This window comes from Undibacterium sp. CCC3.4, assembly GCF_034347425.1.
In the GTDB taxonomy this organism is placed as follows: Bacteria; Pseudomonadota; Gammaproteobacteria; order Burkholderiales; family Burkholderiaceae_D; genus Undibacterium.
On record NZ_CP133779.1, the window covers coordinates 2448210 to 2462402 of the forward strand.

The 14193-nt window shown below is 56.0% G+C and carries 10 protein-coding genes; 2 read left to right on the plus strand and 8 right to left on the minus strand.

The annotated features are described in order from the left end of the window. Positions 1 to 30 precede the first annotated feature (30 nt). The gene (gene acnD / locus RHM61_RS10980; protein WP_322247356.1) at positions 31 to 2625 is read left to right on the plus strand and encodes a Fe/S-dependent 2-methylisocitrate dehydratase AcnD; all 2595 of its coding nucleotides are present in this window, start codon (positions 31 to 33) and stop codon (positions 2623 to 2625) included. 73 nt (positions 2626 to 2698) lie between these two features. Then, a complete protein-coding gene (prpF, locus tag RHM61_RS10985; RefSeq protein WP_322247357.1) occupies positions 2699 to 3898 on the plus strand; it encodes a 2-methylaconitate cis-trans isomerase PrpF in 1200 nt (399 codons plus the stop codon). An 888-nt stretch (positions 3899 to 4786) separates the two neighbouring features. Here the strand turns inward: prpF and RHM61_RS10990 are convergent. From RHM61_RS10990 to RHM61_RS11025, 8 genes are all read right to left on the minus strand, one after another. Beyond that, entirely contained in the window at positions 4787 to 5806 is a 1020-nt protein-coding gene (locus RHM61_RS10990; RefSeq protein ID WP_322247358.1) for a hypothetical protein, read from the minus strand. 3 nt (positions 5807 to 5809) lie between these two features. Next, a complete protein-coding gene (locus RHM61_RS10995; RefSeq protein WP_322247359.1) occupies positions 5810 to 7099 on the minus strand; it encodes a dicarboxylate/amino acid:cation symporter in 1290 nt (429 codons plus the stop codon). Between the two features lie 23 nt (positions 7100 to 7122). Continuing rightward, positions 7123 to 7956 (minus strand): substrate-binding periplasmic protein, encoded by an 834-nt coding sequence (locus tag RHM61_RS11000; RefSeq protein ID WP_322247360.1) that lies wholly within the window; start codon positions 7954 to 7956, stop codon positions 7123 to 7125. After that, complete coding sequence (locus RHM61_RS11005) at positions 7934 to 8776, minus strand: substrate-binding periplasmic protein (protein WP_322247361.1); 843 nt, start codon at positions 8774 to 8776, stop codon at positions 7934 to 7936. Before RHM61_RS11005 ends, RHM61_RS11000 begins: the two co-directional genes overlap by 23 nt. A 17-nt stretch (positions 8777 to 8793) precedes the next feature. Continuing rightward, on the minus strand, positions 8794 to 11025 hold the full coding sequence (locus RHM61_RS11010) for an adenylate/guanylate cyclase domain-containing protein (RefSeq protein ID WP_322247362.1): 2232 nt from the start codon (positions 11023 to 11025) through the stop codon (positions 8794 to 8796). 126 nt (positions 11026 to 11151) lie between these two features. Next, the gene (locus RHM61_RS11015; protein ID WP_322247363.1) at positions 11152 to 11607 is read right to left on the minus strand and encodes a cytochrome c-type biogenesis protein; all 456 of its coding nucleotides are present in this window, start codon (positions 11605 to 11607) and stop codon (positions 11152 to 11154) included. 10 nt (positions 11608 to 11617) lie between these two features. Then, on the minus strand, positions 11618 to 12148 hold the full coding sequence (locus tag RHM61_RS11020) for a DsbE family thiol:disulfide interchange protein (RefSeq protein ID WP_322247364.1): 531 nt from the start codon (positions 12146 to 12148) through the stop codon (positions 11618 to 11620). After that, on the minus strand, positions 12145 to 14136 hold the full coding sequence (locus RHM61_RS11025) for a heme lyase CcmF/NrfE family subunit (RefSeq protein WP_322247365.1): 1992 nt from the start codon (positions 14134 to 14136) through the stop codon (positions 12145 to 12147). Before RHM61_RS11025 ends, RHM61_RS11020 begins: the two co-directional genes overlap by 4 nt. Positions 14137 to 14193 lie beyond the last annotated feature (57 nt).

Consider the following 14193-nt stretch of genomic DNA (forward strand, 5'->3'; position numbering starts at 1 on the left):
GCTGTCTCTTAATTTTTCCCTGACTGAGCCATGAATACTGCAAATCGCAAAGCCCTACCCGGCACTAAACTCGATTACTACGATACCCGTGCCGCGGTCGACGCCATCACTCCTGGCGCCTATGACAAACTGCCCTACACCTCGCGTGTTTTGGCCGAAAATCTGGTGCGCCGCTGTGATCCGGCCACGCTGGAGGATTCGCTCAAACAATTTATCGAACGCAAGCGTGATCTCGATTTTCCTTGGTTTCCGGCACGCGTGGTGTGCCACGATATTCTGGGACAAACTGCGCTGGTCGATCTGGCCGGTTTGCGTGACGCGATTGCGGCGCAAGGCGGTGATCCGGCGCTGGTGAATCCGGTGGTGCCGACTCAATTAGTGGTCGATCACTCGCTGGCAGTCGAATGCGGCGGTTTTGATCCCAATGCCTTCGCTAAAAACCGCGCGATCGAAGATCGACGTAATGAAGATCGCTTCGATTTCATCAATTGGACTAAAAAAGCGTTTAAAAATGTCGATGTCATTCCACCTGGTAATGGCATTCTGCATCAGATTAATCTTGAGCGCATGTCGCCGGTGATCCAAGTGCAGGATGGCGTGGCCTATCCCGATACCTTGGTCGGTACTGACAGCCATACACCGATGGTCGATGCGCTCGGCGTCATCGCCATCGGCGTTGGCGGTCTGGAAGCCGAGAGCGTGATGCTGGGACGTGCCTCGTGGATGCGTCTGCCCGATATCATTGGGGTGGAACTGAGCGGCCGACCGCAGGAAGGCATCACCGCCACCGACATCGTGCTGGCGCTGACGGAATTTTTGCGCAAGCAAAAAGTGGTCTCGTCTTACCTCGAATTTTACGGTGACGGTGCCGCGCGTTTGACGCTCGGTGACCGCGCCACCATCGCCAATATGGCACCGGAATTCGGTGCTACCGCGGCGATGTTTTACATCGATGAACAAACCATCAAGTATTTGAAATTGACCGGTCGCGACGATGAACTGGTCAAGCTCGTCGAGTTGTATGCGAAAGAAACCGGCTTGTGGGCCGAGAGTTTGAAACATGCCGAATATGAACGCGTGCTGCATTTCGATTTGTCGTCGGTGGTAAGGACGATTGCCGGGCCATCGAATCCGCATAACCGTGTGCCGACTTCGGAATTGGCGGCGCGCGGTATCAGCGGCAAGGTCGAGAACGAAGCCGGTTTGATGCCGGATGGTGCGGTGATCATTGCCGCCATCACCAGTTGCACCAATACCAATAACCCCCGCAATATGATTGCCGCCGGTTTGATCGCCCGAAATGCCAATGCCCGTGGCTTGACGCGTAAGCCTTGGGTGAAGAGTTCCTTGGCACCCGGTTCGAAAACCGTCACCTTGTATTTGGAAGAAGCCGGTTTGATGAGCGAGCTCGAACAGCTGGGTTTCGGCGTGGTGGCGTATGCCTGTACTTCTTGCAATGGCATGAGCGGTGCGCTCGATCCGGTGATTGAGCAAGAAGTGATCGCGCGTGATTTGTATGCGACTGCGGTGTTGTCGGGTAACCGAAATTTCGATGGTCGGATTCACCCGTATGCGAAACAAGCATTTTTGGCTTCGCCGCCGCTGGTGGTGGCGTATGCGATTGCCGGCACAATACGCTTCGATATTGAAAAAGATGTGCTCGGCATCGATGCCGCCGGCTTGCCGGTGACGCTCAAGGATATTTGGCCCAGCGATGCGGAAATCGATGCGATTGTGGCTAGCAGTGTTAAACCTGAACAATTCCGCAAGGTGTACATTCCTATGTTCGCCAAACAAGCCGATGATGGCAGCAGCGTCAGCCCGCTTTACGACTGGCGTCCAGCAACCACCTACATCCGCCGGCCACCGTACTGGGAAGGTGCACTGGCAGGGGAACGCACGATGAAGGGCATGCGTGCGCTGGCGGTATTGGGTGACAATATCACGACCGATCATTTGTCACCGTCGAACGCGATCATGCTCGACAGTGCGGCCGGTGCGTATTTGGCAAAAATGGGTTTGCCGGAAGAAGATTTCAATTCCTATGCCACTCACCGCGGCGATCATTTAACCGCGCAACGTGCCACTTTCGCCAATCCAACTTTAAAAAATGAAATGGTGCAGGAAAACGGTCAAGTCAAGGCCGGGTCGCTGACGCGGATTGAACCGGAAGGAAAAATTTCGCGTATGTGGGAAGCGATAGAAATTTACATGGAGCGCAAGCAGCCGCTGATCATCATCGCCGGCGCCGATTATGGGCAAGGTTCTTCGCGTGATTGGGCCGCTAAAGGCGTGCGTTTGGCCGGGGTGGAAGCGATTGCCGCCGAAGGTTTTGAGCGTATTCATCGGACTAACTTGGTCGGTATGGGCGTGCTGCCTTTGGAATTTTTCCCTGGTGTGAATCGTCTTACGCTCGCGCTCGATGGCAGTGAAACCTATGATGTCAGCGGTGTGCGCAGTCCGCGCGCGACGCTGAGCTTGCTGATTCATCGCAAAAATGGTGAGCGCCTCGAAGTGCCGATGTTGTGTCGTCTCGATACCGCTGAAGAAGTTTCGATTTACGAAGCTGGCGGCGTGTTGCAACGCTTCGCGCAGGATTTCCTCGAATCGAGCAAAGCGGCGTAAAAGTTGTTTGAGTTACTTGTTGTTCCGGGCGCGCCGGTTCCGGCGCGCCCCTTTTTTCTTCGGAGTGCTAGACATGGCCCATCTTCCTCAAATTAAAATTCCTGCCACGTATATGCGTGGTGGTACCAGTAAAGGCGTGTTCTTCCGTCTGCAAGATTTACCCGTGGCCGCGCAAGTGCCCGGTGCGGCGCGCGATGCTTTGTTATTGCGCGTGATCGGTAGTCCTGATCCTTATGGTAAGCAGATCGACGGCATGGGTGGTGCCAGTTCGAGTACCAGCAAGAGCGTGATTCTGGCGACCAGCACGCGGCCCGAGCACGATGTTGATTACTTGTTTGGCCAAGTGGCGATCGACCAGGCATTTGTCGATTGGAGCGGGAATTGCGGTAATTTATCGGCGGCAGTCGGCTCGTTTGCCATTGCCAGCGGCTTGGTGGCGTTGGAGCGCGTGCTGGGCGTCGGCATACAGAGTGGCATGGCGAGGGTACGTATTTGGCAAGCCAACATCGGCAAAACCATCATCGCCCATGTGCCGGTTACTGATGGGCTAGTGCAGGAAACGGGCGACTTCGAACTCGATGGCGTGAGCTTTCCGGCGGCTGAAGTACAACTTGAATTTCTGGATCCGGCCGCTGAAGAAGAGGGCGGTGGCGGCGCGATGTTCCCGACCGGGAATGTGGTCGATGATCTTGAGGTGCCTGGTATCGGTACGCTCAAAGTCACGCTCATTAATGCCGGCATCCCAACTATTTTCGTCGACGCGGCGGCGCTCGGTTATACCGGTTGTGAACTGCAGGAGGCGATTAACAGCGATCCGCTCGCCTTGGCTAAGTTGGAAACGATACGCGCCCACGGTGCGCTGCGCATGGGTTTGATCAGCGCGCTGGATCAGGCAGTCACGCGCCAGCACACGCCGAAGCTGGCGTTCGTGGCCGCCCCAGCTGATTACATCGCCTCGAGTGGTAAGGCGGTACAGGCAGCTGATATCGATTTGTTGGTGCGCGCCATGTCTATGGGTAAGTTGCATCATGCGATGATGGGCACGGCCGCCGTTGCCATTGGCACCGCCGCCGCGATTCCTGGCACCTTGGTGAATCTGGCTGCCGGTGGTGGCGCACGCAGTGCGGTGCGCTTTGGTCATCCATCGGGCACGCTGCGAGTTGGTGCCCAAGCCGTGCAAAATCCACACGATGGCAGTTGGAGTGTGACCAAGGCGATCATGAGCCGCAGTGCGCGCGTGCTGATGGAAGGGTGGGTCAGGGTGCCGGCTTAGCTGCGCTTGCGGCAGCAGCATACTGGAACGATGGCGACATTGAACTGTTTTTGCGCGAGCATATTCACATCGCGTGCACAAGCCTTGCATCGCCATTCTATCCTGCGAATTGTGTGAGGAAGAATGTAGAAAAAATCTTGCTTCAATTGATCGCTTGCGCGGCAAACCTCGCCCTTCAGAGGCTGTCGCAAAAGGGTATTGAGTCGGTATCATTACTCCAACTGGCCGACATGTCATTCCCCCATGCTCTCGACTCGTCATTCCCCGCGCAGGCGGGGAATCCAGTGGCACGTCAGTGCCTTCAGGGTGGGATGGTCGATCAAGGGCATTTTTTTTTCTGTTAAATCAACACGTCCTGCTGCGCCTGAGCCGCACAGATATAAAAAGCGCGTGCGCGCCACTGGATTGCCGCCTACGCGGCAATGACGAATTGGGCGATTGGGTGGATACGTAGTCGACCTGGCCTGCTCTCGACTCGTCATTCCCCGCGCAGGCGGGGAATCCAGTGGCACGTCAGTGCCTTCAGGGTGGGATGGTCGATTAAGGGCATTTTTTTTTCTGTTAAATCAACACGTCCTGCTGCGCCTGAGCCGCACAGATATAAAAGGCGCGTGCGCGCCACTGGATTGCCGCCTACGCGGCAATGACGAATTGGGCGGCGGGATGGATGCGCAATCGACCTGACTTGTGGGTAATGATCAGCGCGCTTTTGCGCGGGAACCTGGCGGCGTTCGTGCTGAACTGAAAATGCCAGAAATCATGCTGTTTTCAGTGCTGAAAACGATACTGGGTTCCAGCCAAAAGCATGCGGGACTGACGAGGTATGCGGTGTTTCAGGTGTAAAAAAGCGTCCATCAGGCTTTTGCGACAGACTGCCCACGCGCCGCATCAAGCTTGCCGCTGCAAGCCATTGTCGATCAACCAATCGACCGCGCTTTCCCAGGCAATGCCGGCGGCATTGAGCATCAGCGGGACGATGCTGTTTTTTCCCAAGCCGGGATGGGTATTGACTTCTAACAGATAGGGCTGGCCATCGGCAAAGCGGAAATCGACGCGTGAAAAGGCATTGAAGCGAAAACAGGCATGCAGTTTTTCCGCGATGCTTTGTAATTCCAGTTGAGTGGCGGCGGACAGGCCGCAGGGAATGGCGACTTGGTAGCGATCAGATTTTTTGATAGCCGCATCGAACATTCTTCCTGCGTAGGCGATGCGGGCTACCGGCAGGCTCTGGAACTGCGGGCTGCCGGGCCGGCCGAACACGGCAGCAGTGTATTCGAGCCCATCCAAAAAGGGTTCCAGATAAATTTCATCATAATTGATCAGCAGGCGCGTGATGGCTTGCTGAATGTCTTCTTGGCTTTCGACTAATTCAGTCGAATTGCTCGAGCCACCGGTGGCTGCCTTGACGATCAGTGGAAAGCCGAAAGCGGCGGCAGCAGCGCCGATGTCGGCAGCGCGGCTGGGCCACTCGGCGCGGGTAAATGCATACCAGTCGGGCGTGAGGAAGCCGGCGGCGCGCATGATTTGTTTCGACAGGATTTTATTCATGCCTTTGATGCTGGCCATTTTTCCATTGCCGGTGTAGGGCTGGCGTATCAATTCAAACATGCCTTGCAGTTGGCCATCGCATTCGAGTTCGCCGTGCAGGGTGTTGATGACGATATCGAAGCGCCCCTGAATGGCAAAGGTGGCCAGTACGTTGGCATGGCGCGTGACGATGTGCGCGGCTTGATCCGGGGCTGATTCGTCGACCCAGCCGGCGCTATCCCAATTCAACAGGGTACAGCGATAGCGCTGTGGATTGGCGTGGGCGATGATTAATTCAGCACTGCGGCGCGACAGATAATCTTCAGAAGAAAATCCGCCGCTCAGTACGGCTACGTTCAAGCGATGCTGTGTGTTTACCATCGCTCAGGCCGTCGCGTTTGGGCTGGATTTTTCTGACGCGGCGATGACTGCGCTGAGCGTGACGTTGGTGTAGATATTAGCCAGCGTGGCGATCGGGTCGATGATGGGATTGATCGCTAACAGCAAGATCGTGATCGCTTGTGCCGGTAATCCTAAGGGAATGAGCACAATTGAGACCATGGCGATCGAGACGATGCCGGGTGCACCGGCACCGGCAGTGGCGGCTAACACACTCAATACCAGCGCCAGAGCCAGATCGGGGAAGCTCAGCGATATGCCATACAGTTGGGCCGCAAACACGGTTGCTGAGGTGTAAATGATGATCATGGAAAAGCGGTTGATGACGGCACCAAGCGGGATGACCAGGTTGATGATGTCCGGTGACATCCTGAGTTTGTCGCCGGTCAGGCCATCGATTGCCGCCGGCATGGAAGCGAAGGTGCTGCTGGTACCGAAGGCGATGAGCATGGATTCCTTCATGGCGGACAATACCACCAGCGGCGAGCGGCGCGTCGCCATGCACAGCACTATGGTGTCGAGCAAGATGATGAGCAGTGAAATACCCCAGATCATGGCGACGAATTTGGCCATTGCCACCAGGGTTTCGGCACCGGTGCTGGCGAGTTCGCTGGCCAGCAGCGAGAATAAGCCGAACGGCAGCAAATACATGATCCAGCTGATGATTTTGAACAACACCTTGAACAAGGCATCGGTGAAATTGAGGATGTGATGGGCGGTGCTGCCGCCGATCTTTCCGGTGGCTACGCCCAGCACCAGTGAAAAGAACAGGATGGACAGATTCGAGCCTTCGCCCATGGCTTGGAACACATTCGAGGGGATCATCGATTGCAGAAAGTCGAAAAAGCCGCGACTGGTGCCGAGCTGGGTGCCACCGTCAGACTGGTCGGCGGCATTGAGTGTTTTACCGAGCAAGATCTGCGCTTCTTTACTCAGGTCTTCACCGGGGCCGACTAACAGGCTGACCACCAAGGCCAAGAGGCTGATGGCGAATAAAAAAATCAGGCTGCTGACGATGATTTTAACGATGTTGTGGCGCGCACTTTCTGAGGAAAATAAGCGCCCGACGCTGGTGATGAGGGCGGTCATCAGAATCGGGATGATGGTCATTTGCAGCAGCTTGAGATAGATCGCACCGACCGGTGCGATCATGTGCGAGAACGCGGGGAAGAATAAGCCGGTCAGGATTCCGACGATCATGGCAATGAGGATGACGACGGGCGACTTGAGCCAGTCGAGAGAGTAAGCCTGCACTGCTTCGGGAGCGGATTTCATGGGGGTGTGACCTTGTGTTGATTTTAATAATGATGCAGAAACAGCTGATTAACCGTGGTGTTGCCGGAGCTTGGTTCGAGCAAGAGGTTGAGCCAGGCCAGCCAGTGCTGCTGCGGCCAGTCGACCATCGCCACGATTCCGCTGGTTAATTCCGGTAAGGCGATATAACCGAAGCGGATGCCGAGTTCGGCATGTTCGATGAACAGGTATTTGGCTTCGACTTCATCGCAGAATGCGGCATCGATGCGACCGGCTTCGAGCGCCGCACGCAGACTGGCGATATCAGCAAAGGCGCTGATGCGGCCAGCTGGAAAGCGTTGTTTAGCCATGCTCAGGTAGGCGCTCTGGTCGATTGTACCGATTTGCAGCGGCAGCTTGCTCAGGGCTTGGATCGATTCGTCGCCGGGGCGCTGCGCCATGATGCGCATGCGATTGGTCAGCAGCACGTAGTTGAGACTGATGTAGGGCTTGGTGTAATGGATTTGCCGCGCGCTTTGCAAGTCACGTTTGAGGCGGGAGAAGGCGATGTCGGCTTTGTTTTGTTTGAGGGCGGCAATCAGTTCGGCATTGCTGCGGTAACTGGCATCCCAATTGAGCTTGACGCCGATGGCGTTGGCGATGCGAGTGGCGAGGTCGACGTCGTAGCCGCTCCAGACACCGTCTTTTTGCAGCGTGAACGGATAGACTGGGACGGCCATGGCGGCCACGCGCAATTGGCCACGCAGGCGAATGTCTTGCACCATCTGCAGATTATCCGGTACTTGCTGGGCTGGCACGGCCGCGGCGTAACAACACCAGAAGCTGAGCGCGAGTAGCGCTAGCGGCAGCCGGAAATTATTTTTTATAATATTTCGCATAGATTCTGACTAAATCTTCGGCGCTGCGCGTCGGATAGTTGAGTTCCAAATACAGATTAATCCACGATAATAAATGCGTACTGTTGCTGTTGACGGCAATGCCAAGGCCATCGGCGCGGGCGGGGTCGGTGATCGGGATGGTTTTCAATTGCACCGAACGTTCCGGGTATTTCATCAGATAATTTTTGACGCCGATTTCATCGCGCAGGGTGGCCATGGCTTTACCTTCGAATACGGCATTGAAGACTTCGTCCCAAGTGGCGAGCTCGAGCACGCTGGCTTTGGGAAAGGCGGCCTTGGCAAAGTCGATGTAGGAGTTGCCCTTGGGTTCGGCCAGTTGACCGCGGAACAGCGCCATTTCCTTGAGCGGGTTATTACCGTCGAAACCGGCGCGGCTGGCGGTGAGACGATTGAGCACCAGTACCGGGCGCACGATCACATATGGATGGGAAAAACGTACTTTTTCAGCACGGCCGAGGGTTCGACTGATTAAGCTTAAGCCGATGTCGGCCTTACCGCTGGCGACTAAGTCGACCAGCTCATTGAAGGTTTTGGCCGAGCGATCGATACTGATCTCAACTTGCAGTGCTGCAGCTAAATTTCTGGCTAAGTCGACGTCATTACCCGATAATTGGCCCATGCTGTCGGCCATCAAATACGGGATCACATCTTTGGAATACATAGCGACTTGTAAGCTGCCACGGTCTTTGATTTTTTGTATATCGGGTGGTAGCAGCGTGCCGGCCGTGCCATTTTGTGCTTGCGCTGGCAAACTGATCAGGCACAGCCAGCACAGGCGGTAAAAAAGTTTCTTGAACATCGACATGCGTTTCCTTGTTATTTACTGTCTGGCACAAACGCGCCATTCCAGTTGTCGGCGGGTGGGTGCAGGGTGAATTCGGCGCAGCGCGCGCGCATCAGGGTGCAGGCATGGTCGTTCGCTTGCAATTGTTGCGCTTGGGCGAATAAACTGTCGGCTGCTTCCCAGCGTTGCGCGAAGTATTCCAGCAGGGCGCTTTCATAGAGGGCGCGGAATTGCTGGGCCGGTTCGCCCAGTTCACCTTTCTTTGCCAGCAGTTCGTAGATATTGATGGCTTTACTCTTGCCCATCAAGATGACGCGATCGAGCCAACGGGCTTCGATGCCGCTGCCGGCTTCGCCAAAGGCGACTTCGCCGATCAAGATGCTGACTTGGTAGAATTTACCCAGCGATTCGAGGCGGCTGGCTTGATTGACGGTGTCGCCAATGACGGTGTAGTTGAGGCGCTTGGCGCTACCCATGTTACCAACTACGACGTCGCCGGTCTCGATGCCGATGCGGGCATGGAAGATCGGCAGGCCTTGGGCTTGCCAGTGCGGCCGTTGTGCGCGTAAGGCGGCTTGCACCGCCAGTGCGGCTTCGCAGGTGCGCAGCGCATGCTGCTCGACCGGCAGCGGCGCATTCCAGAATGCCATGATGGCGTCGCCGATGAATTTGTCGACGGTGCCGCGCATTTCTTCAATGACATTGCTTTGCAAGCTGACATATTCGCCCAAATGCGTGATCAGGGCTTCGGCACTCATTTGTTCGGCGATGCGGGTAAAGCCGACGATATCGGAAAAGAAAATCGTGATCCGTTCGCGCCGCCCACCCAGACTTGCTTCTTCGCCCGACTGCACCAGGGTGCGCACCAAATCGGCCGGCACGAATTTGCGGAAGGAGCGCAGGCCGGCCTTCATGCTTTCGAACGCCGTCGCCATTTCATGTAACTCGCGAAAGCGCGTATGGAGCGGCAATGAGCCGTCGACATGGAATTCGCGGATCGCCAGTGCTTCACGTGTCAGTATCGCCAAGGGTTGGGTGATGCCTTTGGAGAGGCGGATCGAGAGCAGGAAGACGATGAGCAAAGCGAGGCCCGATATGAGTATGCTCAGTACCAGGTTGCGCCGGATGTCGCCGATGAAATCATCTTCCGGTACGACGATGCCGATGTACCAGTCGAGCCCGAGTTCTTCCGGTATCGGTAGGAAATAGCCGATGTAGTTCAGACCGGCTGATTGAAATTTGGTAAACCGCGGACCGCTGACATCGAGTACGTGTTGGTGCTCGGAAGTTTCGCTGGCCAGCAGCTGATAGCTGAGTAAAGCGGCGGCATCTTTGCTCTGGTTGATGTTGGCCAGGCTGGTTTGGCCAGCCTCATTGGTGACGGTGACCTTGCTGTAATCGCTCAGCGCAATCATTTGACCGGTGGAGTTGATGATGAAGGCGCGGCCAGTTTTGCCGATTTGTAAGCTGCCGATGAATTTGGATAATTCGAGTAAGGTGATGTCGACGCCGACTACCCCTTGCAAGTCTGAGAACGCTTGCGCACCCAAGATCGGGCTTGAGGCGGTGATGCCGAGTTGGCCAGAAGCGAAATGCTTACCGGTTGAAGAAAACAGGTAGGCCGGGGTCCAAGTCGTCGATTTTTTCTTGACTGCAGCTTTAAACCACGGCCGCAGGCGCGGGTCGTAGACCGAACCCTTCAGTACTTCCGTTCTGCTTGGCTGACCGTCGATATCGCGGTAGCTGGCGCTGGTCTTGATGATGGGCGTGACTAAGGCGGCGATGGCGGCTTTGTCTTCCAGGCTGACTTTCGGCATGCTCAAGGCGGTCGCGACGATGCTGCGGGCGGCTTCGTCATCTCTGAGCCGGGTGGTCGATTGGGAGGCAATGCTGCCGTCTTTTTCACGGGTGTTGAGCAGGAAGTTGCCCTTGGTATCGGCGATATAGGTTTGCGTGACTTGCGGGTAGACGTTTAATTGCCCTATTGTTACGCGATTGAAATTTTTCAAATAATCGGATTGGCTGTTGTGCGGATCGAGTAAATCGGCATTGATACTGGCTAATTTGGCTGCCGGGGCCAAATGATTGAGGGTTTTTTCCAGTACCAAGCTGCCGACATTGCCGATGTAATCACGGCTGACTTTATCCATCGATGACAGCGAGAAAATGTAATTGACCAAGAAAATCAGTACCGCCGTGATCGTCACCAAGGCGGCAAAGAACACCGGAAGGGCTATTCGCAGTTGAAATTTGCGCTTCATCATGTGATCGAGCTTCCTGGTTGATACCGTGGCGAACCGATGGGCACACGGAGTTTCTTGGATTATTGCAATAATGCCAGAATTGTACTTGCTCTCCACCATCTGCAGAGCATGCTTGTTGTTTCAGCGTTACTTTGTGTGCTGTATATCTTGTTGGTAACGTTGCTCTATTTCTAAGGCGCGGCTGGCGCTGGGTGCGGCAGGGTCGGCAGGCAAGCCGGGTAGGGCTGCGCGGGCGGCATTTTTTTTAATGATACGCCAGGTCAAAATTATGCCAAGTAGCAACATTAGAAACGGCCCCAACCAGAGCATGGCGTTGGTGGCGTTGAAACTCGGTTGATACAGCACGAACTCACCGTAGCGTTCGACCATATATTGCTTTATAGCCACATCGCTTTTGCCGGCTTCGATCTGGCTGCTGATTTGATGGCGCAGGTCGATGGCAAGGCCGGAGTTGGAATCGGCGATGGTTTGGTTCTGACAGACCAGGCAACGTAATTCAGCCGCCAGGTGTTGCATGCGCTCGTAGTCGGCTTGCGCGCTGGCAGGCACCGATTTCAGCGTACCAGTGTCAAGGCGGGTCATAGGTTTTCCTTCATTGGGCGGCAGCGCTTTGCAGCGGTGCGATGTGGACGGCATAAAAATCATCATCGATAGGGCCGACGTGACGATAGCGGATGATCCCTTTGGCATCGATGACAAAAGTTTCAGGAACGCCATATACGCCGTAATCGATGGCGACGCTGCCATCGATATCGAGGGCGACTTGGCGGTAGGGGTTGCCATGCTCTTGTAACCATTGCCGCGTCGCATCTGGTTCATCTTTATACGCCAGACCAATCAGGGGCAGTTGGTGTTCAGCGGCCAGTTTCAGCAGCCGCGGGTGCTCGCTGATACAAGCCGAGCACCACGAGGCGAAGACATTCATGATCCAGACTTGGCCGCGCAAATCGGCCGTGGAAAATGCTGCCGCTGGCGCCAGGCTGGGACGGCTGAATGCTGGCGCGGCTTTACCCACCTGCACCGAGGGCAGGTGGCGCGGATCGAGTTGTAAACCACGGGCGAGCACGATGGAAAGCAAAACCAGCACTAACAACGGCAGGCCCAGACGTAAGGCGCGCATCATGCCGATGCCTCAGTATGTTGTGCTGCTGGCCGACGTCGGTAGCGGCGGTCAAACAGGGTCAGGATGCCGCCTAGTGCCATCAGTGCGCAGCCCCACCAGATCCAATTGATGCAGGGTTTCAGATAGACTCGTACACTCCAAGCTTGTTCTTGTGTCGTACTGGCTTCGCCCAGTGAGACATACACATCGCCGAAGAAACCGTAAGAAATCGCGGCTTGTGTGATGACTTGGCCAGCCCCATTGAACTGGCGTTTTTCCGGTTCGACCAGTTCGATCAGCTTGCCTTCGCCACGCGTGAGTTCGAATACGCCATGGGCAGCCAGGTAATTCGGGCCGGGAACTTGATCGACGCCAATGAAGCTCAAGCGCCATGGTCCTATGCTTTCAGTCTGACCCGGTTGCATCACCAGATCGCGTTCGATTTCATAGGTTTTGACCATGGTGACGCCGGCGACGAACAGGGCGATACCGCAGTGGGCCACGATCATGCCCCAGTACGACAGACTGAGCAAACGCATGCGGTCGAACAAGGCGCGCGAGGCACCGTTATCTTTGAGCTTGCGTAATTGCTGCAGCGGATGGGCCAGGGTGGCCAGCGCCAGCGTGATGGCGGCGACCAGACCGATTGCCATCAGCAGGCTGCCCTTGCCCATGCTCCAGATGACCGCGCCGGTCAGTGCGATGGCGACCAGCAGTGGCAGGCACATCGGTTTGATTGCTGCCAGCAACGGCATGGCTTTCCACTGGCTATGCGGTGCCAGCGCCATCAGCCAGACGGCCGGCAACAGCAAGGGGGCGAACACGGCATTGAAATACGGTGGACCGACCGACATTTTTTGTCCGCTCAGCACTTCGACGATCAAGGGATACAAGGTGCCAAGCAAGACCGCGGCGAGGGCGCAGACGAGTAATAAGTTATTCGCCAGCAGCATGGATTCGCGCGATACGGCAGCAAATTGGCCGCCCAGCCCGACTTGTCGGGTGCGCGCAGCATAGAGCATGAAGGAGCAGCCGATGATGACGATGAGTAAGCCGAGTATCAGTATGCCGCGGCGTGGGTCGGTAGCAAAGGCATGTACCGATGTCAGTACGCCCGAGCGTACCAAGAAGGTACCGAGCAGCGAGAGTGCGAAGGCAACCATCGCCAGCAGGATGGTCCAGCTTTTGAGGGCATTGCGTTTGTCACTGACGGCCAGTGAATGGATCAAGGCGGTGCCGGCTAACCATGGCAGTAAGGAGGCATTTTCTACCGGATCCCAAAACCACCAGCCGCCCCAGCCTAAGACTGAATAGGCCCACCAACTGCCGAGCAAAATGCCGATGGTCAAAAATGACCAAGCGGCATTGGCCCAGGGGCGTGACCAGCGCGCCCAAGTCGGATCGAGTCGGCCTTCGAGCAGGGCGGCGATGGCAAACGCGAAGCTGACGGCAAAGCCGACATAGCCCATGTAGAGCAGCGGCGGATGGCTGACCATGACCGGATCTTGCAGCAGTGGATTCAAATCATGCCCGGCCGCAGCGGCTGGCAGCAGGCGCAGAAAGGGATTGGAACTCGACAGTAAAAATCCCAGGAAGGTGACTTGCAAGAGCAAGAGTATCGCCAGCACGCGCACGCGAAAGCCGGCGGCCAGCGCTTGCGAGAACAGCGCGACGGCGCCAGTCCAGCCAGCCAACATGAGTATCCACAGCAGCATGGAGCCTTCATGCGAACCCCAGCTGGCGGCAATTTTGTATTGCAGCGGCAATAAAATATTTGAATTTTCAGCAACATTGCGCACCGAAAAGTCGCTGCTGACGAAGCTGGCGACGAGTGCGCCAAAGCTCGCTGCAATCAAGCCGAACACCAAGATGCTCGAGCCGGCCATAGCGCGCGATAAATACGCTTCATCTTGGCTGCGGCGACTGATGTGCCACAAACCGTAGCTGCCGGCCACGAGCGAGAGTGCGAGCGCGAGCGCGAGGGCGAATTGTCCCAGTTCAGGTATCATTTTTTAATTTCTATCGGAAAAAGTAGCGAATATACGTGCTCTGCATCAGAGTACGCT